The sequence below is a fragment of the Desulfitobacterium sp. LBE genome (assembly GCF_007830365.1).
Lineage (GTDB): Bacteria > Bacillota > Desulfitobacteriia > Desulfitobacteriales > Desulfitobacteriaceae > Desulfitobacterium > Desulfitobacterium hafniense.
On sequence record NZ_VLKD01000001.1, the window covers coordinates 3,100,818 to 3,120,234 of the forward strand.

General features: G+C 50.5%; 19 protein-coding genes. 12 read left to right on the forward strand and 7 right to left on the reverse strand.

Annotated features, from left to right (window positions below; translation table 11 throughout):
- Positions 1 to 4: 4 nt before the first annotated feature.
- A complete protein-coding gene (locus tag DESLBE_RS14720) occupies positions 5 to 541 on the reverse strand; it encodes a nitroreductase family protein (protein ID WP_011459068.1) in 537 nt (178 codons plus the stop codon).
- Between the two features lie 185 nt (positions 542 to 726).
- Between DESLBE_RS14720 and DESLBE_RS14725 the strand changes: the two genes are divergently transcribed.
- Complete coding sequence (locus tag DESLBE_RS14725) at positions 727 to 1,764, forward strand: hypothetical protein (RefSeq protein ID WP_011459067.1); 1,038 nt, start codon at positions 727 to 729, stop codon at positions 1,762 to 1,764.
- 67 nt (positions 1,765 to 1,831) lie between these two features.
- Here the strand turns inward: DESLBE_RS14725 and dinB are convergent, their stop codons facing one another.
- The 6 genes from dinB to DESLBE_RS14755 all read right to left on the reverse strand — a co-directional run bounded on the left by dinB (position 1,832) and on the right by DESLBE_RS14755 (position 11,549).
- Positions 1,832 to 3,103, reverse strand: coding sequence for a DNA polymerase IV (gene dinB / locus DESLBE_RS14730; protein WP_242662007.1), 1,272 nt, complete (start codon positions 3,101 to 3,103; stop codon positions 1,832 to 1,834).
- A 194-nt stretch (positions 3,104 to 3,297) separates the two neighbouring features.
- Positions 3,298 to 5,172, reverse strand: a complete 1,875-nt coding sequence (locus DESLBE_RS14735) for a TRAP transporter large permease subunit (RefSeq protein WP_011459065.1) — start codon at positions 5,170 to 5,172, stop codon at positions 3,298 to 3,300.
- Between the two features lie 158 nt (positions 5,173 to 5,330).
- Positions 5,331 to 6,353, reverse strand: a complete 1,023-nt coding sequence (locus DESLBE_RS14740; protein ID WP_144677435.1) for a TRAP transporter substrate-binding protein — start codon at positions 6,351 to 6,353, stop codon at positions 5,331 to 5,333.
- A 21-nt stretch (positions 6,354 to 6,374) separates the two neighbouring features.
- The gene (locus tag DESLBE_RS14745; protein WP_144677436.1) at positions 6,375 to 7,307 is read right to left on the reverse strand and encodes a glycyl-radical enzyme activating protein; all 933 of its coding nucleotides are present in this window, start codon (positions 7,305 to 7,307) and stop codon (positions 6,375 to 6,377) included.
- A gap of 61 nt (positions 7,308 to 7,368) precedes the next feature.
- On the reverse strand, positions 7,369 to 9,846 hold the full coding sequence (locus DESLBE_RS14750) for a glycyl radical protein (RefSeq protein ID WP_144677437.1): 2,478 nt from the start codon (positions 9,844 to 9,846) through the stop codon (positions 7,369 to 7,371).
- Positions 9,847 to 10,154: 308 nt separating this feature from the next.
- The gene (locus DESLBE_RS14755; protein WP_005810284.1) at positions 10,155 to 11,549 is read right to left on the reverse strand and encodes a sigma 54-interacting transcriptional regulator; all 1,395 of its coding nucleotides are present in this window, start codon (positions 11,547 to 11,549) and stop codon (positions 10,155 to 10,157) included.
- Positions 11,550 to 11,852: 303 nt separating this feature from the next.
- Between DESLBE_RS14755 and DESLBE_RS14760 the strand changes: the two genes are divergently transcribed.
- Genes DESLBE_RS14760 through DESLBE_RS14810 form a run of 11 tightly spaced genes read left to right on the forward strand, consistent with a single transcriptional unit; the run spans position 11,853 to position 19,416 of the window.
- On the forward strand, positions 11,853 to 12,791 hold the full coding sequence (locus DESLBE_RS14760) for an amidohydrolase family protein (protein ID WP_015942723.1): 939 nt from the start codon (positions 11,853 to 11,855) through the stop codon (positions 12,789 to 12,791).
- Between the two features lie 29 nt (positions 12,792 to 12,820).
- The gene (locus DESLBE_RS27060; protein ID WP_144677438.1) at positions 12,821 to 13,006 is read left to right on the forward strand and encodes a hypothetical protein; all 186 of its coding nucleotides are present in this window, start codon (positions 12,821 to 12,823) and stop codon (positions 13,004 to 13,006) included.
- Positions 12,970 to 13,686 carry an ethanolamine utilization protein EutJ gene (gene eutJ, locus DESLBE_RS14770; RefSeq protein WP_015942722.1) on the forward strand — a complete coding sequence of 239 codons (717 nt, stop codon included), beginning with the start codon at positions 12,970 to 12,972 and terminating at the stop codon, positions 13,684 to 13,686. The genes DESLBE_RS27060 and eutJ overlap by 37 nt, the downstream gene beginning before the upstream one ends.
- A gap of 50 nt (positions 13,687 to 13,736) precedes the next feature.
- On the forward strand, positions 13,737 to 14,027 hold the full coding sequence (locus DESLBE_RS14775) for a EutN/CcmL family microcompartment protein (protein WP_015942721.1): 291 nt from the start codon (positions 13,737 to 13,739) through the stop codon (positions 14,025 to 14,027).
- Positions 14,020 to 15,375 carry a 4Fe-4S dicluster domain-containing protein gene (locus tag DESLBE_RS14780; protein ID WP_015942720.1) on the forward strand — a complete coding sequence of 452 codons (1,356 nt, stop codon included), beginning with the start codon at positions 14,020 to 14,022 and terminating at the stop codon, positions 15,373 to 15,375. The genes DESLBE_RS14775 and DESLBE_RS14780 overlap by 8 nt, the downstream gene beginning before the upstream one ends.
- Positions 15,357 to 15,902: a BMC domain-containing protein gene (locus tag DESLBE_RS14785; protein ID WP_015942719.1), complete on the forward strand. Its 546-nt coding sequence runs from the start codon at positions 15,357 to 15,359 to the stop codon at positions 15,900 to 15,902. Before DESLBE_RS14780 ends, DESLBE_RS14785 begins: the two co-directional genes overlap by 19 nt.
- A gap of 48 nt (positions 15,903 to 15,950) precedes the next feature.
- Positions 15,951 to 16,568 (forward strand): ethanolamine utilization protein EutQ, encoded by a 618-nt coding sequence (locus DESLBE_RS14790; RefSeq protein WP_015942718.1) that lies wholly within the window; start codon positions 15,951 to 15,953, stop codon positions 16,566 to 16,568.
- Positions 16,569 to 16,625: 57 nt separating this feature from the next.
- Positions 16,626 to 16,904 (forward strand): BMC domain-containing protein, encoded by a 279-nt coding sequence (locus DESLBE_RS14795; RefSeq protein ID WP_005810301.1) that lies wholly within the window; start codon positions 16,626 to 16,628, stop codon positions 16,902 to 16,904.
- A 28-nt stretch (positions 16,905 to 16,932) separates the two neighbouring features.
- Complete coding sequence (locus DESLBE_RS14800) at positions 16,933 to 17,223, forward strand: BMC domain-containing protein (RefSeq protein ID WP_005810303.1); 291 nt, start codon at positions 16,933 to 16,935, stop codon at positions 17,221 to 17,223.
- Between the two features lie 19 nt (positions 17,224 to 17,242).
- The gene (locus DESLBE_RS14805) at positions 17,243 to 18,730 is read left to right on the forward strand and encodes an aldehyde dehydrogenase family protein (protein ID WP_015942717.1); all 1,488 of its coding nucleotides are present in this window, start codon (positions 17,243 to 17,245) and stop codon (positions 18,728 to 18,730) included.
- Between the two features lie 29 nt (positions 18,731 to 18,759).
- A complete protein-coding gene (locus tag DESLBE_RS14810; protein ID WP_015942716.1) occupies positions 18,760 to 19,416 on the forward strand; it encodes a phosphate propanoyltransferase in 657 nt (218 codons plus the stop codon).
- Position 19,417 lies beyond the last annotated feature (1 nt).

Here is a 19,417-nt window from a genome sequence, read left to right on the forward strand (position 1 = left end):
AGAGTTAAGCATTACCTGAGCCCCAAGTCCCTTTAAAGACGATCTGTGACATCTCTTTGCGGGGTCTTGGCTTTCTTTCCTCCGCCGGGTAACCCAAAGGAGTCATGGCCAGGACGCGGACATTCTCAGGAACCTTCAGGATCTCCCGCACCTTATCTTCAGCGAAAAGCCCCTGCCAGCAGGTTCCCAGACCCTGCTCGGCCGCCGCCAGGATCAAATGCTCCATAGCCAATCCCGCATCCAGCATCATATAGTCCTTGCCTTCCCAGACCTCGGACTCCGCCGGCACCCCGCAGAGCACCACGATCAGAGGGGCCTGCAGCAAAGCTTTGCGTCCGGGATTGGTCTCCGCATAGGCTGTGGTCAGCTCCTGCCGCAAATCGGCATCTTCTACCACGATAAAACGCCAGCACTGCAGGTTTTTCCAGGAGGGAGCCAAACGGGCGCACTCCAGAACATACTCCAGCTTTTCCTGCTCCACAGGGTCAGGCAGATAACTCCGCAGACTTCTTCTTTTTTGAGCCAGTTCAAGAAAACTCATATCGATTCCTCCTCTTTCATTCTCTACCACTTTATTCTTTATTATGTCCTTCATTCCCTCCCCATTGTCATATACTTCTAAATTTTATGAACACTTCCTAATGTCGTTAAGAACTGCCCTTGATGTGCCGATAACATAGATAAGGGATCTTTTAAGGATGAAATCGACGACAAGGAGGTCGCCCTATGAAAATTCAAAGCTCAGCCATCGTCATGGCAGGGGAATCCAAGCATACGGAGAGCTACAAAAAGGAAGTCACCCTGCAAAGCTGGCAGAACAAAGACGCCGCCGGAAAGCCGGTCCTTAATCTGGAGAATACAGACATACTTGATCTATCTGATTCGATTAAAGACCGGAAAAGTCCTGCCGCCAATGTCCAGCAAGCCCAAGAGATTAGCCTGGAAATGAGCGAAGGGGATAAGCGCAAGCTGGAACTGCTCCAGCTCATGCTGGAAGCCATCACCGGCAAGAAGCTGCGCTTCTTTGTACCTCAAAAGCTCGTTCTCAATGATTCCAACAGGCTCCCCTTTTCCCCCACTCAAGCCCCCACTCAAGGCTGGGGCATCGTCTTCGAATCCAGAGAACAGTATATTGAGCAGCAATCCATGTCCTTTTCCGCTCAAGGCCAGGTGACCACTGCCGACGGCAAGACCATTGACCTGCAGCTTCAATTGAATATAAGCCGCAGTTTTGCTTATCAAAATAATATCAGCTTCCGGGCCGGTGATGCCGTGACCATCGATCCTCTGGCGATCAACCTGGGGGTCAGCTCCGCCCAGTTGACCCAGCAAAAATACGTCTTTGATCTCGACTACGACGGCAACACTGAATTGATCTCCTTCCTGGCTCCCGGCAGCGGCTTTATCGCTCTGGACAAAAATGGGGATGGCATCATCAACGACGGCAGCGAGCTTTTCGGCACGAGAAGCGGAGACGGGTTTGCCGATTTAGCCCTCTACGACAGTGACCACAATGGCTGGATCGATGAGAATGACCCCATCTATGACAAGCTCCGCATCTGGACCAAAAACGAAAAGGGAGAAGATGTACTCTTCGCCCTGGGTGAACAAAGCATCGGTGCCCTCTATTTAGGCAGCGCCGCCACCGACTTCAGCCTGAAGGGTGACCGCAATCAATCTTTGGGCGAGATCCGCAGGACCGGCATCTACCTGAATGAAAACGGCACAGTGGGAACCCTCCAGCATGTGGATTTGACCATCTGAGTTTCCTGCCGATACCTGTCTATTCCTTATAGACGCTACGTGTATCTATCTATATCTATATTTGCCCTTACTCCCGTTTGTCCTTCGTGCTTCGTCCCGCCAGCTTGCGGCTTAAGGAAAGGTACTGGGTTCCGCGCATCAGGATCCCGGAGCCATATTTATCCCGAAGTTCATCCACCGTTCGATCCAGCTCAGTTTGTTCCTCGCTCTCTTCCTGGAACAGACTGAGCTGTTCTATACCCTTTTGCAGACGGCTGGCGGTCAGACCCAGCAGGCGGATGGGTTTTCCTTGGGGCCATTTGGCCAGGAGTTTAAGACTCTCCCGATAGATCACATCGGTACTATCCGTAGGCTCAAAAAGGGTCGTGGAATAGGTCCTGGTTTTAAACTCTGCATCCTTGACCTGTACCGTAAGAGTCTGAGCCTTGGTATCCTCCCGGCGGACCTTTCTGCCCACGCTGTCAGCCAGAAACAACAGGACCTCCGCTCCTTGCTCCGGGTCTGTTATATCCTGAGGCAAGGTGATGGACCGCCCGATGGAATGATCCTTCGCCTGATCTTCCGGGGTTACAGGCCGTTCATCACGCCCATTGGCCCATGCATAGAGTTTGGCCCCGTAGACACCAAATCCCTTGCGAAGTGCCTGAGGAGAAGCCTGCGCCAAATCCCCGATGGTTCGAATCCCCAGGTCCGCCAGCTGTTTTTCCGTCTGCCGGCCGATGCCGGACAACTCACCCACCCCTAAGGGCCATACTTTGCTTTCCAGCTCACCTGGAGCGATCACGGTGAAACTGCGGGGAAGCTTGACTCTGGTCTTCGGGTCCCGCTGGTAGTCGCTGGCCAGCTTAGCAAAAATCTTGCAGTAGCTGACCCCCACCGATACCCCCAGGCCTAACTCTTCCAGAATCTCCTTTTGCACCCGGCGGGCTATCTCTTCCGTACTGCCAAAAAGAAGATGGGAACCTCGAAAATCCGCAAAGCACTCATCCACAGAGACCACTTCAATATGATCTTCGTCAGTATACCGCTCCACGATCTCCCACATTTTCCTGCTGAGGTCCAGGTACAGCCGAAAATCCGGGGACAGCACCACCGCCTCCGGGCACAGCTTTAAAGCCTGAAACAAAGGCATGGCCGTCTTAACCCCATAAAACCGCGCCTCATAGCTGGCCGTAAGGATAATCCCTGTCCGGTTCCTGGGATCTCCAGCCACCAGCAGGGGCTTACCCTGGAGTTCAGGATTTACTGCCTGATGACAGCTGGCATAATAGCTGTTGGCATCGAAGAGAACAATATCACAGTCCTTCGCTTTATGTTCCGGCATCATGGCCTTTTCCATCTCCCGTCCCTCGTCCCAGAGTCACTTGTCCCTTTGACTCCGCTCTGTCCTATATCACAAAGTATACCACAGGGCCGGTGCAGCAAAAAGCCGGACAATAGGATACCCTCCATGACCAGCTCCAGCGAGACCTGGTTATGAAAGGTATTTGAGAGGGCATATGCACCGATTATTGTTCTCTTAGTATGGTTGTCTTACTTCACAAATTGAGTCAGGAACATGGAAATGGAAGGCACATAAGAAATCAGCAACAGTACGGCGATCATGCCTAAGAGGAAGGGGACCACCGCTTTGGATATCTCTTCGATCTTCAGCTTCGCCAAACCGCTTGCCACAAACAGGTTCACACCAACCGGTGGTGTAATGAAGCCGATCGCCAGGTTGACCACCATAATGATTCCGAAGTGAATCGGATCGATACCCACCTGAAGGACAATCGGCAGTAAAATCGGGGTAAGAATAACAATCGCCGCCAAAGCTTCCATGAAGGTTCCCACGAAGAGCAGCAATAGGGTAATGATCAGGAGGATAACGTATTTGCTGTCGGTTATCGCCAGCATCCAGGTGGCGATTTTGGTGGGAATCTGTTCAATCGTCAAAATATTACCGAAGATCGTGGCCATGGCCATCAAGGCAATAATGACGGCGGAGGTACTGCAGGATTCCGTGAAGCAATAGACAATATTCTTCAGGTTAATCCCTCTGTGGATGAAAACACCGACGATCAGTCCATAGAAAGCTGCCACAGCCGCCGATTCGGTGGGGGTCATGTACCCGGAATAAATCCCGCCTAAAATTATCACCGGAACCATCAAGGCCCACTTGGCCTCCCAAAAAGCCTTGCCCACTGTACGGAAGGTGCGTTTGCGGGCTTCGCCTTTCCAGCCGTTCTTTTTGGAATAGTAGTAACTGATGCCCATTAAAACCAAACCAATGATCAAGCCGGGAACAATCCCGCCCATAAAGAGTTTGCCAATGGAGACCTGAGCGGAAACACCATAAACGACAAAGGGGTTGCTGGGAGGAATCATCACCCCGATGGAGCCGGCCGCTGCCACAAGTGCCGCCGCAAAGGCCCGGGAATACCCTCTTTCCACCATGGCCGGGATGGTCAGGGAGCCGATGGCAGCTACCGTAGCCGGCCCCGAGCCGCTGATCGCCGCAAAAAACATACAGGTGACAACCGTAGCCAAGGCCAGGCCCCCGGTAAAGGACCCCAGGAGTTCATCAGCCAGGCCTAAGAGCCGCTTGGATAATCCCCCTTCCCCCATGAAGACACCTGCCGCCACAAAAAAGGGAATGGCCATAATCGGAAAGCTATCAATGGAGGTAAAGGAAATTTGTGATATATACTCGATGGGCATCGTATTGGCACAGAGAATCGTCCCTAAAGCGGAAAGGCCTAAGGCCATGGCAATGGGCACCCCAATAAAGATAAAAAGCACAAAATAGCCAAAAAGCCAAGCCATGGCCGGAACATCGGGCTTTAAGAAGAGGGGAGAAAAAATTGCCGCCGTAACCAAAACCCCGATCAAGGTATCCTTAAGGCCAATTTCCAACGCCTGCTTGACCAAGTCCTGGATACACCGGATGGACATTAAGCCAAAACCAATGGGTAGGATTAAGTAGGGAAAAAAGAAGGGGATATTGAGCGCCGGGGAAGTCTGAGGATAGTTTAGCATCATCTGCAGATGATCGATCCCCATAAAGAATATCACACCCGTTAAGACGAGGATGCAGCTGTCGACCATGATCCAGCTGATTTTCTGCCACCGGTCGGAAATCCGGTCATAGAGAATATCGACCCTGATATTATTGCGCCCTTTAATGGCCAGCGGGATCGCCAAATAGGTGATCCATATGAAAATAAAGCGCGCTAATTCTTCTAAGCCCACAATGGCCGTACCGCCGGTGATATTGGAAACGATATAACGATAAAGAGTTTGATAGGTAATCAGCATAATAATCGCCAGCATGCCGATTACAAGAAATGGTTTTTCAAAATTCCCATCGATCCATCTCAGCCATTTTTTCCAGGAATTTTCTGGCTTCTTTGCAATGTCCAGCATAAATTACCTCCCGTCTTACTCGCTGAAGAAAACCCCGAAAGCACTGCTTTCACACTTGTTGCTTCGCTTAAGGCAACGTTCGTGCTTGTCCTTATCCTGCCGGTGAAAACAGGAGAGCGGGGAATACCCCTCTCCCCTGTTTCCCATGGCCAGGGCTGTTATTTTTGCGTAGCTGTGACCAAATCAATCAACTCTTGAGGAATTTCCGGGAATTTATCCCACACCGGACGGGTTATAGTCTTCAACTCTTCTTTTTCTGCCGGAGTCAAGTCATAAAGGGTTACCCCGCTGTCGATCAACTTTTGTTTAGCTTCCGTTTCCATGTCATTGCTTACGGCACGCTGCCATTCCAGAGCCTCTTTACCCGATTCAACCAAGATCGCTTGCAGTTCTTCAGGCAACGCATCAAAATACTTTTTGTTGATCATCAACAAATGCATACTGTAGTTATGGCCCGAATCAATGCCATATTCCAGAACTTCGCCATGTTTGGCATCGGAGAGCAACCCCCAGGTATTTCCCTCGGCATCAACCGTGCCTTGCTGCAAGGCTGTATAGGTTTCCCCCCAGGCCACCGGAGTGGCACTCATTCCTAAAGCTTCCGCCACGGCAACTTCTACGGGTGAATCCGTTGTCCGAACTTTTAACCCTTTTAAATCGGCCGCCTTGGCAAGGGGTTTCTTGGTCGAAACAAAATTGCGATAACCATATTCACTGTACATAATCGGCTTTAAGCCAACTTTTGCACTAATCTCGTCAAGATACTTCCCTAGTTCACCATGGTCTAAAGCATCGTACAATTTTTGCTGATTTTCAGGCTGAGTAATATAGGGAAGGTCGAACACCATGAATTCACGGGCAAAACTGGCCATATTGGGAGATGAGCAGGACGCCATCTCCAAGGTGCCCTTTTGGGTGGATTCCATGGTGACACGGTCACTGCCTAAGGTTGTGTTGCCAAAGATTTGGATTTCGATTTTACCTGCAGATTTTTCCTCAACGATTTCCTTGAATTTTTCATAACCTACCGTAACATTATTTCCGGGTGCCATAGGATGCCCCAAGCGGATAACGATTTTCCCATCGGCTGAAGCTTTCTCGGTTTTACTGCAACCGGACAGGGAGAAGACCAGCAGACATGTCAAAATAAACACCGAAACCTTTAATAGCCCCTTTTTCATGACAATTCTCCTTCCAAATAATCACTGATTTACTATGGATTTTGCCACTTCTCTAAGCTTTTCGAACTTAACATCCTCCAGCTGGGTATCCGGCCAGGGATACTCCTGACCCAGAAAGTGGTATTTCTGCTGTCCCAGCCGATGATACTTGAGCAATTCATAGGCCACATTAGGCTTATCCTTGACAAACCCGGCAATTTCCCGGATATCTTCTTCGTTATCGTTAAAACCGGGAATCACCGGAGTTCTGATAAGTTTAGGCAACTTAGGAAAATGCTCACAGAGCTTGTTGAAATTGTCCAGAATAAGCTCGTTGGAAGCGCCTGTATATTCTTGGTGTTTTTCCGGGTCCATGCATTTGATATCCATAATGAGCGAAGTCAAATGTTGACAGACTTTCTCCATGGTTGACCAATCGGCATAGCCACAGGTTTCAATGGTTGTTTTCAGCCTTCTGCGGCGGGCTTCTTTCAGTGTTTCGGCCACAAAATCCCCTTGCATTAAGGGTTCACCGCCGCTAAAGGTCAGGCCCCCTCCTGATCGCGCATAGAAAACACTGTCTTTTTCAACTTCTTTGAGCACGTCTTCAACCGTTATCGGTTTTCCGAAAACCTGCAGCGCTTGGGAAGGACAGACATCCACACATTGCAGACAATCCGTACATAATTTACGGTCAATCAGAATTCTGTCACTTTCCTCCACATTCAACTTAACCGCCCCATAGGCGCAAACCTCCGCACAGCGAAAGCAGGCTTTGATTCCCAGGCATTTATTGGGGTTAAACCCCAGCTGCGGCTGCAGCCGCTGCGACTCAGGATTGCTGCACCAAGGGCATCTGAGGGGACAACCCTTGGTGAAAACAATCGTTCGTATACCCGGACCATCATGAACAGAATAATGCTGAATGTTAAATACTATTCCGGTTTTGCGTTCCGAAACTTTCGACTCCCCCATAAAGACCCTCCTCAACCGCTACTATAATTACTTCTCTAACTGCTTCTATAAACTACTTCTATTAGATCATCTCGTGCTCCGTTCTGGCGATAATATCATCCTGAAGGTCTGAGGAAAGATCCACAAAGTAGGCACTATAACCGGCAACCCGCACGATCAGACCGCGATATTTATCCGGGTCCTGCTTGGCCGCCAGCAAAGTTTCCCGGTTGACAATATTGAACTGGATATGCCATAGTTTCAAATCACACCAGGTTCTGATGAAGGAGACTAATTTTTCGCTGCCTTCCTCACCGGCTACACAAGAAGGACTTAATTTGATGTTCAGCAAGCGGGCCGCCCGATTGCGATAGCCATAATTCTTGGAGTAAAAATTGGACAGGAGCACTGCTGTGGGGCCGTTCACATCGGCACCGTGGGATGCGGAGGAACCGTCGGCCAGGGGCATCCAGGCTTTTCTGCCATTGGGTGTGGCACTGACCACCTTCCCGAAAGGCACGTGGGAAGTGAAGGGCACCAGTCTCAGGTCCAGATGAACCCCCAGCTCCCGGGAATATTTCTTCGTGAACTCAACCGCCGTACGATCGACTTCTTTAGCAATAACATCCGAGTAAGGGTCATTGTTGCCGTATTTGGGTGTATGCATGACCATTTCCCTGATCACTTCGTGTCCTTCAAAGTTATTGCGAACCGCTTCCAGCAATTCTGCCATGGTCAGTTTTTTCTCTTCATAGACTAATTTCTTAATGGCAGCTAAGGAATCGACGACAGTACCATAGCCGATCAATTCAAAGTAGCCTAAATCGATACCGCCCTTAATCACCGGCTGATGCAAATCGGTGCAATTTTCCATGCAAAGGTCATGCATTAAGGAGCCTAAGGGTGAGGCAAAATGCTGGGCACGCAGCCTGATAATAATATGCTGTTGGATAAAAGCATGTTTGAGGAAGTTGGTTTGTTGGGCAAGATAGGCCTTCCAGAACTCATCCCAAGTCCCAAATTGGGTGGGATCACCGGTTTCCAGCCCCAGCTGTTCATCCCCGTATTTAAGCATCCGGCCGTTATATAAGGTCATCTCAATGGCGGCGGCAAAGTTAATATAGGGATTACCGCTGGTATAAGTATCCCGGTTCGGCATCCGGCACTCGGCACAGCCGGACACCGCATAATCCAAGGCTTCATCAAATTTAGCACCCTTAGACAAGAGCAGGGGCACGACCTCCTCATCGTTGATGAGTTTCGGGAAACCGGTTCCTTCCTTAACCGTCTCAGCCACTTCATAGAGATAGCGTTCCGGCGAGCGGGAATGAATCCGGGCAGCCAGGTCTGGATAGTTAAGAGGGAATTTTTGTTTGGATTCCAGGAACAGATAGGTCAGCTCATTGGTTGCATCCACACCGTCCGGAGTTTGGCCACCCACAGTAACGGCCTCCCAGTGGGCATATCCTTCGTTAAAGGCGCCGCCGGTGGGGGATAAGTAAAGGTCAATAAATTGAGCCATCCCTACCCACATGCACTCCAACAGCTCGATGGCCTGCTGAGTGTTGAGGATGCCTTCTGCCACATCCTTTTGATAATAGGGGTAAAAATATTGATCCATCCGGCCATTGGAAATGATCGTCCCGGTTTTTTGCTCAATTCTGGAGAACATTTGCACAAACCATTGGGATTGAACCGCTTCCCGGAAATTGCGCGCCGGATGTGCAGGCACCCAGGCACATCTTTCGGCAATATCCGACAACTCCTGCTTGCGTTGGGGGTCCTTCTCCAGTTTGGCCATTTGGGCAGCCAAGTCGGCATGGCGGTTGGCCCAAACTACGATGGCGTCACAGGTGATGATCACCGCTTCCAGGAAAGGCTTTTTCTCCATATGATCGGCAGGACTCAAAGGATCAAGCTGGTCCAGTTTGGCTTGAGCTTCTTCTTTGATCCCCTTAAAGCCTCTCTTGAGAATCTTTTCATAGTCATGGACCCATTGAATGGATGAGCGGAAGGAGGCTGTTTCGTTGACAATAAATCTGGAAGCTAAGGGATCCGCCGGATCATAGGTCACTTTCAACGTATCCCCGGGAAGTGCCTTGGCCAACTCCTCATGGAAGGTCTTTCCTTTCCAGTAAGGGGCAACATCATTGATAATGATTTGGGCATCGTCGGGATCGATATTAAAGGGAGACTCCACCCGTTGGGGCAGCTGCTCAATGGCTAAGCCCAGAAAATCCCCATCCAGCTCCGGAAAAATGATCCCATAGCGCCCTTGAGCGCCGGCCCGGCCGACAATCAGTTGCTGATCGTCAATATAAACGGTGATATTCTGAGCAATATGCATCAGGGCTTTGGCCCATCTCAGCTGTAGGGGCTGTCCTTCCGTCGCTTTGAAGGACTCTGTAAAATATTTGGCCCGTTCAACATCAATTTTCGGGCGGAGATCCTGAAAACTCTCCAGAATCTTGAATACCCTTTCACGGCCTTCATAATTCACCTTACCCTTTTGCGGGTCGATAATTCTCTCTTCATGAGGAGATAGACAACATGCGCTCATTATGATACTCCTTTCGATAAAAACAAGTTCATTCTGGGGATACCTTCCGATAGCCGGGATGGCAAGTGTGTAAACCGGTCCTCCTTTTATCATCAGAATAACCAATTGCGCTCCATGCTTTTCTTAATTGCAAAAGTCATGCCAACCGCAAATCCCCTGAATATCCTGCCTATTTTCCAGGTCGGCGCAAGTTGAGTTGCACATGTGCAACGCATCCTTGGCCCCAAACTCATGTGCTAGCTATCCCATTCACAAGAAAGAGGGTTTGTTGTCTTTTTGCACCGTTGTTTCCGAACTGCAACATCCGCTCATAACAGTTTATATTTTTTGGCTTTTCTAAAGATGGTTGAACGATCCACTTGAAAAAACTCCGCCACCTTGGAACTTGATTTATATCGGTCTAAAGCCTTTTTAAGCAGATTTCTTTCATAATCCGCCACAAGCTCATCCAGGGATTTTCCCTGGGAAGGATTACCGGCTTCTTCTGGCTTGCTGAGATCGAGAAGCATATAATGGGGCAAATCCGTCACATCAACACTCTCCGTCTCATGAGTAACCACCAGGCTCTGAATCAGGTTGTCCATTTGCCGGACATTGCCGGGCCATTTGTAGGCAAGGAGCACTTCCGCCAATTCTTTGGTAAAGGATATTTCTTTACGAAATTTAGCATTGTATTTGTCCAGAAAGGCTTGCATCATCACTCTGATATCTTCCTGCCGCTCCCGCAGCGGAGGAATCTCCAGATCGGCAACACGTAAACGATAGTACAAGTCGCTCCTGAACGTTCCTTTTCTCACTTCTTCCTCCAGATCGCGGTTGGTGGCGGCGATGAAGCGGACGTTGACCTTTTTCACCTTGGTTGAACCAATATGGATGATTTCCTGATCCTGGAGAACCCGCAGCAGCTTAACTTGCAGCTGTAAGGGAATTTCACCGATCTCATCCAGGAATAAGGTCCCCTTGTCGGCCATCTCGAACAAACCGACCTTTCCTTTCGTATTGGCCCCCGAAAAGGCCCCCTGCTCATAACCAAACAACTCCGATTCAATTAAGTTTTCAGGAATGGTGGAACAATCGATTTTGAGAAAAGGTTCTTTGCGCCTTGGGCTGTATTGGTGAATCTTGCGCGCTAAAACATCCTTCCCTACCCCGGTTTCCCCCAGCAGCAGCACCGTGGTATCTGTTTTGGCTATCTTCTTCAGTTTTTCCATGAGGGCGATCATTTTTTTACTTTCAAAAATCTCCACATTGCTGGTCAAGGCCTTTTTACACTGCTCATTGGCTTCCCGATATTTATCGATAATCTCCTGTTGATCCGCAATCTGCTCCTTAAGCTGGGACAATAAAGAAATATCCCGCACAAAGGTTAATACAAAGGAAACCTTGCCTGAGTCATCAAATATGGGATAGCCGTTCAGCAAAACTTTCCGCCCGGTCTTGGTGATCTGCACAGACATCTTATGCTCACCAGTGACCACAATCTCCGGATTTAATGCCAGATTGTAGACCCCTTTTTCCACCAGCACCTTGACATTCTCCCCCATGACTTCCTGACCTTTCAATCCCGTCAGCTGCTCATACATCGAATTGACCGCAATTGTCGTCCCCTCGGCATCAGAAATATAGACTCCCTCAGGCAACAATTCGATAACTTGCTGATACACTTGAGACGTAGCGAATTTATTCCAATGATCCTGAGTCATCCTGAATCTCTCCCTTCCTTATTGCTCGTTGCCTCATGGTATGGCACGTTGCATAACGGCAACACCCATGCAATAGTGCATCAAAACGACAAAGTTCTTATCCCCCCTTTCACAATTCCGCTCTCAAAACCGGGGATTCGTTGCATTTTTACAACGATTCTATCATTCATTTCTTGACTGTGTAAACCCCTCAGCCAATTTCCGTGGTTGGTATGATTATTGCAATACAATTAAACCGAAGTGTGTCGACTTGGGCTGCTGCGGAATTGCGCTCCGCTTTATGTACAACAAGGAGGAACCTTCATGAACATTATTGATTTCAGGTTCAGGCCCAATACTGAAGCCATCTTAAAAGGAATCTCAAGCAACCCTGCCTTTAAAGGGATGTGCCAGTCCATCGACTTCAACAAAATGCTTCCCCAAACCCTGGAAGAAGTCGTTGAAGAGCTGGACCGGCATCATGTGGTTAAGGCCGTTATCTCCGGCCGGGATTGTGAAACAACTTACGGTGCCAAATCCAATAATCCCAGTGTCATTGAGTTTTGTCACAAATTTCCGGATAAGTTTATCGGTTTTGCCGGGCTGGATCCCCATAAAGGGATGGCTGCCCTGGCCGAGATCACCCATGCTGTCCATGAAGAGGGGATCAAAGGAGCGGCCATTGACCCCTACCTGGCCCGCATTTATGTTAACGATGCCAAATACTATCCCATCTATGCCAAATGCTGTGAGCTGGGGATTCCTTTGATCATTGCCACGGGACCCGGAACCCTGGTTCCCAATGCGGTGATCGATCATGTGGCCCCCCGGTACATCGACTTTGTGGCCCGTGACTTTCCCGAGTTAAAAATTATTGCCAGTCATGGGGGCTATCCCTGGGTCAATGAGATGATCACGGTGGCCCAACGGAATGCCAATGTCTATCTGGAATTATCGGAATATGAATTTTTCCCCCAATCAAGCGCTTATATCGAGGCGGCCAATTCCATCCTCAGCGATAAGATCATGTACGCCAGCGCCCATCCTTTTGTGGATTTTAAACTTGCCTTGAAGAATTATGAGCAGCTCCCTTTAAAACCCGAAGTCCGTGAAAAAGTGATGTACAAAAATGCCGCTAAGGTCCTGGGGCTTAGTGATGGGACTTTCTCCGCAAGCAAAGCCATGGACGCCCAGGAGGTCCAGATGATTATCGAAAATGTGATCGCCCAACTCTCACAAAGAGGTTTGTTAGCAAACCGCTAACTATAACAGCTATGAAAGATATGAACGCCATGAAAAATATAAACGCTCAGAACGCTATGACAGCTATGGAAAAAGCCAACCAACGTATCGCCGCCTTCCAGGAGACTATGGAGCACCCCAAGCCTTATCAGGAGCAGAAAAAGCTTTACACAGTGTTGATCTCGGCACAGCCTATACTGTGCTGGCCGTGGTCGATGAAGAAGGGACTCCGGTAGCCGGCGCCATGGGTTTTGCCCAGGTGGTCCGGGACGGCCTTGTTGTGGATTATATTGGCGCTGTTGATATCCTGCGCGAGCTGAAGGCAACCCTGGAGGAGAGCCTGGGGGCTGAGCTCCTTAAGGCAGGAGTAGCCTATCCTCCGGGAACTTCCCCAGGGGACCAAAAAGCGCTTCACTATATTGCCGAAGCTGCTGGCTTCAATGTGATCGCTGCCCTGGATGAACCCACCGCTGCCAACAATGTCTTGAATATTGAGGACGGTGCCGTCATCGATATCGGCGGCGGAACAACAGGTACTGCCGTCATCGGCCAGGGGCAAGTGGTCTGCGTTGCTGACGAACCTACGGGTGGAACCCATGTCAGTTTAGTCATTGCCGGTGCTTATCGACTGCCCTTTGCCGAAGCAGAAAAGCTGAAAATGGATTCCTGCAAACATCAGGAGCTGTTGCCCATCATTAAACCCGTTATCGAAAAAATTGCCGGCATCATCAGACAGCATATCCAGGAGCACCCTGTTGATCAGGTTTACCTTGTCGGCGGCACCAGCTGCTTTACAGGATTTGAAACCATCGTGGCGGCAGAGCTGCAGCGGCCGGTGATTAAACCTGCCAACCCCTTCTTAGTGACTCCCTTGGGAATCGCTTTAGCAGCAGCCAAAACCTGCTCAAACCCTTGAGCTGTTTTATCCTTAATCCCTTGATCCATCTTAAGTAAAGGGGTGAACTTATGCGAATTGGAAGAGTCCTCAACAGTATCTGGGCTACACGCAAAGCGGATTCTCTGATCGGAACCAAGCTGATGATCGTGCAGCTCCTTGACCGGCCCCATGGTGAATTAGGTCCCATCATTGTTGCCGCCGACATTATCGGCGCAGGCATCGGCGAGAAAGTCCTGGTTACTGAAGGCAGCTCAGCACGAAATATGGATAACTTTAACGACTCCCCCATCGACTCGACCATAGTCGGGATCATCGATGAGGAGAAAGATAAACTGGCCGAGGTGTCCAAGCATGCGTGAAGAATTGATCGAAAAAATTAAAAAAGCCGGTGTGGTTGGCGCTGGGGGTGCAGGCTTTCCGACCCATGTCAAGGTCAATTCAAAAGCCCGGACCGTTCTTGTCAATGGGGCTGAGTGTGAACCCCTGCTCCGGGTTGACCAGCAGCTGATGGCGGGGCAAGCCTCGAAAGTGGTCATGGGTTTGGAACTGGTGATGTCCGTCACCGGGGCCAAGGAGGGGATCATCTCCCTTAAGCACAAGTATCACGATGCCATCAGTGCCCTGGAAAAAGAAATCAGCGGCAAGCCCATCCGCATCCACATCCTGGATGATTTTTATCCGGCCGGTGACGAGCATGTTACTGTCTATGAATCCACAGGACGTCTCGTACCCCAGGGCAGTATTCCTCTTAAAGTGGACTGTGTCGTCCATAATGTGGAGACCCTGCTCAATACTGTTGATGCTGTTGCCGATCAACCGGTGACTGATACCTACCTCACCATCACCGGCGAGGTCAATCAGCCGTTGACCTTAAGATTGCCCATTGGCACCGCCATAAGCGAAGCCCTGGCTATGGCCGGTTACCATGATTCAGGGGGCATGCAGGTCATTGAAGGCGGTCCCATGATGGGAAAAATCGTCGCGGATCTCCATCAGCCCATCACCAAAACTACCAAGGGATTAATTGTCCTGCCCCGGGAACATCCTTTGCTGAGGCTGAAAACCCTGCCTGCCGACAAAGTTCTGCGCCAATCCCGGGTCAGTTGTGTTCAGTGCCGTTTTTGTACAGATTTATGTCCCCGCTATTTGCTGGGGCATCAGCTTGAACCCCATAAAATCATGCGGATGGTTAACTATGGCCAAGGGCAGGAGGAGACGATGAAGATGGCTTTTGCCTGCTCCGAATGCGGGGTTTGCGAGCAATACGCCTGCATCATGGGGCTCTCCCCCCGGGCCGTCAATGCCCTGCTCAAAAAAGAGCTGACCAGGTTAGGGATAAAACCTTCCCCCTCCCCGGCAGACCAAGCCGTTGATCCCCTCCAGCCCCATCGCAAAATACCTGTAAAGCGCCTGATCAGCCGGCTGGCTCTCCAGGACTATGACCGGAATGCACCTTTACAGGAAAGGGACTATCCCATTGACCGTGTGGCCATAAAATTATGCCAGCATGTGGGTGCCCCCAGTGTGCCTACCGTTAAAGCAGGACAAAAGGTAAAAAAAGGAGACCCCATAGCTTCACCCCCTGCCAAGGGTCTGGGGTCTTATCTCCATGCCAGCATCGACGGCGTCGTCCAGGAAATCACGGATAGTATCCTTATCTCTGCACGGAAAGGAAGTGAAACACAGCCATGGAATCCATCGGTTTAGTGGAAGTCAACAGTATTGCCAGAGGCATCGAAGCCGCCGATGCTATGCTGAAAGCGGCCCAAGTCGATCTCCTGGAGGCCAAGCCGGTTTGTCCGGGAAAATATATCGTTCTGATTTGCGGTGATGTAGCCGCTGTGCAAAGCTCGGTAACTGCCGGAAAAACTATGGCCGCCCACTCGGTCCTTGATGATTTTATTCTCCCCAACGTTCATCCGCAGGTTCTCACCGCTATCTCAGCCGCCACGCCCCTTACCCTGATCAAGGCCCTGGGTATTATTGAAACCTTTTCCATTGCCTCACTCATAGTGGCCGCCGATACTGCTGCCAAAACCGGTCAGGTGGACCTGGTGGAAATACGGATCGGAATGGGCATCGGCGGAAAATCCTTTGTTACCCTCACCGGGGACGTGGCCTCGGTGGAATCCTCCGTTGCCGCAGGGGTTATGCTGGCTTCGGAAAGAGGAATGCTTGTGGATAAGGTCGTGATCCCTTCCCCTCATGACCATTTGAAACGATGTCTTTGTTGAGAATTCCGACCCGGCAGAAGGTCCGTCACAAAGGAGGTGAAGTGACGCTTGAAAGCCTTAATTACCGCAGCTGACATTAAAAAAGCATCGGAAACCCCTGAAAAAATCCTCACGATCTCTGAGGCAGACCTGATCACCCCGGCTGCCCGGGATGCTGCCAAGGAGCTGGGCGTTCAAATCACAGCCCACCCTGTTTCTCTGCCGCCAACTGTTGCTCCGTCTCCGGCCTTCTCCCCGGCCTCCCCTCTCGATCCGGCCTTGGTATCCCGCATTATTGAGGAGGTCATGGTTTGCCTCAATCGGTCCGGCTCACCTGCACAGCCTCAAAAAGAAGCCGATCCCGGTGGTTTAAGAATTGTAAAGGGGAACAGCCTTATTCTAGAGGATTTTGCTACCGGCAACCCCAGGGACCAGATCAAGATTAAAGAACTATTCAACAAAAAAGAGTGCCCCCTCTATTCGGCAGGGATCATGGCTCTTGACAAAACCAGTTATAGTTTGACTCCGGCCAGGGATGAGCTGAATTACATCATCGAAGGCACTTTGGAATGTTGTATTGATAACCGCTGCTATACGGCCCAAGCCGGCGATACACTCTATATTCCCGCCCAGGCCAAGATAATCTTGACTGCTGCAGACAAAGTCAAGCTGTTTTATGTCTGCTGACCCAGTACTCTGTAATACCCACAGAGTAGCAGCCAATTTAAAAAGGAGGATTTTACTATGCAACAGGAAGCTTTAGGAATGATCGAAACCAAAGGTCTCATTGGTGCCATTGAGGCAGCAGATGCCATGGTCAAAGCCGCCAATGTTCACTTAATCGGCAATGTGCTGGTCGGCGGCGGTCTCGTTGCCGTCATGGTCCGCGGCGATGTCGGTGCAGTCAAAGCCGCTACAGATGCCGGTGCCGCTGCCGCCCAGCGGGTGGGCGAGTTGATCTCCGTCCATGTTATTCCCAGACCTCATGGCGAGGTGGAAATGATCCTGCCGAAAGCCAAGTAATTGAAGTTAAACCTTAGGAGGGAACGCAATGCAACAAGATGCCTTAGGAATGGTTGAAACAAAAGGTTTGGTTGGCGCCATCGAGGCCGCCGACGCCATGGTCAAAGCAGCCAATGTTCATTTAATTGGTAAAGTTCTCGTCGGAGGCGGTCTCGTCACCGTCATGGTCCGTGGGGATGTCGGAGCGGTCAAAGCCGCTACAGATGCCGGTGCTGCCGCTGCCCAGCGGGTAGGTGAATTGAAATCCGTTCATGTCATTCCCAGACCCCATACAGAAGTTGAAATGATTCTTCCCCATGATGATTCAGGGAAGGCGTAATTGGAAAGGATGATTCCTCGTGGTATTAGATACGGACTTAGCTTCTATTCAAGAATCCCGTAATCTTGTCCAAAAGGCCAAGGAAGCCCAACTCCACTTAGCTCATTTTAATGAGCAGCAGATTGATAAGATCCTGGCGTCCATCGTTGCCGCTGTTGAAGAGAATGCCGAAGGATTGGCACGGATGGCTTGCCAGGAGACTGAATACGGGATCGTTGAGCATAAAATCGCCAAAAACCTTTTTGCTGCGCGGGATGTCTATGAATCCACAAAACATATCAAAACCATCGGTACCATCAGTGAAGACCCCGACCGGAAAGTCATCCGCTATGCCGCCCCCATGGGTGTACTGGTAGGAATTACTCCCCGTACCAATCCCACCTCGACCATCATTCACAATGCTCTTTGCGCCATCAAGGGAGCCAATGCCATCGTCTTTTCCCCCCATCCCTTTGCTGTTCAATGTGGGTGTGCCACTGCCAGTCTGATCAATGAGGCTGCCGTCAAAGCCGGGGCTCCCGACGGGGTCTGCTCCTGCCTCAGCATGACCTCCCTGCAGGCCAGCCATGAGCTTATGCATCATCCCGACGTCGCCGCGATTATCGCCACCGGGGGACCGGGACTGGTTAAATCGGCCTACAGTGCCGGCAAGCCGGCCTTTGGGGTGGGATCGGGCAATGTTCCCGTCTTTATCGAGCGCTCGGCGGATATCAAGCAGGCCGTCAATGATATTATGGTCAGCAAAACCTTTGATAATGGCATGATCTGCGCTTCAGAGCAAGCGATTCTTGCCGACCAGCCGATTAAAGATGAGGTGATCAAAGAGCTGCAAAACCAGGGCGCTTACTTCCTCTCTCCGGAAGAAGTTCAAAAGGTGGGCCGGGTGGTCATCCATGCCAACGGCAGTATGAATAACGCCTTAGTCGGACAATCCCCTGCCGTCATCGCCCAACGGGCAGGGATCAGCATTCCTGCCGATACAGCCCTGCTCATTGCCCCCATGGAGGGTTACGGCAAGGATTATCCCCTCTCCCACGAGAAACTTACCACTGTATTAGGCTTCTATGTGGTTCAGGATTGGAAAGAAGCCTGTCATCTCAGCATTGAGCTTTTAAAGTTGGGGGGAATCGGCCATTCTTGTGCGATCCATTCCCAAAACGAGCAGGTGATTCGGGAATTTTTGGCTAAACCGGTTTTCCGGATTATCGTCAATACACCTTCAGCCCTTGGCGGCATCGGCCAAACCACCGGCATCATGCCCTCTTTAACCCTTGGTTGCGGCACATGGGGCGGCAGCAGCATCTCGGAGAACTTAGGACCTCAGCATTTGATCAATATTAAACATCTGACCTATGGTCTTAAAAAAGTGGCTTTCCATAAGGTGCCGGCTACCCAAGGCAATGTTTCCCCACTTCTGCCGCCGACCAAGGCAACTTCCTGGGACATCAAATCAGACGATATCGACGATGTGGTTAAACAGGTTCTTCAGCAACTGAAGATCGGTTAGTCATCATCAAGCAAGTGCAGGTGAGATACATGGAGCATAATCAGCTTATTGCCATGATTACTGAAGCCGTCATGGAACAAATCCGCCCCCTCCCTAAGATAAATCAGATTCCCGTGGCCATATCCAACCGCCATGTCCATTTGTCCCAGGAAGACGCCCAAACCCTCTTCGGCCCCAACTATTCGTTTAAAATAAAAAAAGACCTCTCCCAGCCCGGGCAATATGCCTGTGAAGAAAGGGTAACCCTGGTGGGACCCAAAGGAGTTATTGAAAACGTGCGTATTTTAGGACCGGTCCGCCCTCAGACTCAGGTGGAGCTCTCGGTTTCTGATGGGATCAAGCTCGGTATCACCCCACCCGTCCGGGATTCCGGCGATCTGGCCAACTCAGCCGGGATCACTCTGGTTGGCCCTTCAGGCTCCCTCACCTTACCGGAAGGGGTGATCGCCGCCGCCAGGCATATCCATATGCATAGCACCGATGCTGCACGTTTCGGAGTCAAAGACAGGGACCGGGTCAGCGTCACTGCACCTGGCCCCCGGGGATTAGTCTTCAGGGAAACCCTGATTCGCGTCAGCCATAACTTTACCCTGGAGATGCATATCGATATTGATGAGGCCAATGCTGCAGCCCTGCGCAATCAGGACTATGTGGAGCTGCTTTTAGTGAATCATCTGCTTCCATAGG

What these genes read in the sequence shown, in the direction of transcription:
- DESLBE_RS14720 (WP_011459068.1), bottom strand. Translation starts at nt 541, where the DNA reads ATGAGTTTTCTTGAACTGGCTCAAAAAAGAAGAAGTCTGCGGAGTTAT.
- DESLBE_RS14725 (WP_011459067.1), top strand. Translation starts at nt 727, where the DNA reads ATGAAAATTCAAAGCTCAGCCATCGTCATGGCAGGGGAATCCAAGCAT.
- dinB (WP_242662007.1), bottom strand. Translation starts at nt 3,103, where the DNA reads ATGGAAAAGGCCATGATGCCGGAACATAAAGCGAAGGACTGTGATATT.
- DESLBE_RS14735 (WP_011459065.1), bottom strand. Translation starts at nt 5,172, where the DNA reads ATGCTGGACATTGCAAAGAAGCCAGAAAATTCCTGGAAAAAATGGCTG.
- DESLBE_RS14740 (WP_144677435.1), bottom strand. Translation starts at nt 6,353, where the DNA reads ATGAAAAAGGGGCTATTAAAGGTTTCGGTGTTTATTTTGACATGTCTG.
- DESLBE_RS14745 (WP_144677436.1), bottom strand. Translation starts at nt 7,307, where the DNA reads ATGGGGGAGTCGAAAGTTTCGGAACGCAAAACCGGAATAGTATTTAAC.
- DESLBE_RS14750 (WP_144677437.1), bottom strand. Translation starts at nt 9,846, where the DNA reads ATGAGCGCATGTTGTCTATCTCCTCATGAAGAGAGAATTATCGACCCG.
- DESLBE_RS14755 (WP_005810284.1), bottom strand. Translation starts at nt 11,549, where the DNA reads ATGACTCAGGATCATTGGAATAAATTCGCTACGTCTCAAGTGTATCAG.
- DESLBE_RS14760 (WP_015942723.1), top strand. Translation starts at nt 11,853, where the DNA reads ATGAACATTATTGATTTCAGGTTCAGGCCCAATACTGAAGCCATCTTA.
- DESLBE_RS27060 (WP_144677438.1), top strand. Translation starts at nt 12,821, where the DNA reads ATGAAAAATATAAACGCTCAGAACGCTATGACAGCTATGGAAAAAGCC.
- DESLBE_RS14775 (WP_015942721.1), top strand. Translation starts at nt 13,737, where the DNA reads ATGCGAATTGGAAGAGTCCTCAACAGTATCTGGGCTACACGCAAAGCG.
- DESLBE_RS14780 (WP_015942720.1), top strand. Translation starts at nt 14,020, where the DNA reads ATGCGTGAAGAATTGATCGAAAAAATTAAAAAAGCCGGTGTGGTTGGC.
- DESLBE_RS14785 (WP_015942719.1), top strand. Translation starts at nt 15,357, where the DNA reads ATGGAATCCATCGGTTTAGTGGAAGTCAACAGTATTGCCAGAGGCATC.
- DESLBE_RS14795 (WP_005810301.1), top strand. Translation starts at nt 16,626, where the DNA reads ATGCAACAGGAAGCTTTAGGAATGATCGAAACCAAAGGTCTCATTGGT.
- DESLBE_RS14800 (WP_005810303.1), top strand. Translation starts at nt 16,933, where the DNA reads ATGCAACAAGATGCCTTAGGAATGGTTGAAACAAAAGGTTTGGTTGGC.
- DESLBE_RS14810 (WP_015942716.1), top strand. Translation starts at nt 18,760, where the DNA reads ATGGAGCATAATCAGCTTATTGCCATGATTACTGAAGCCGTCATGGAA.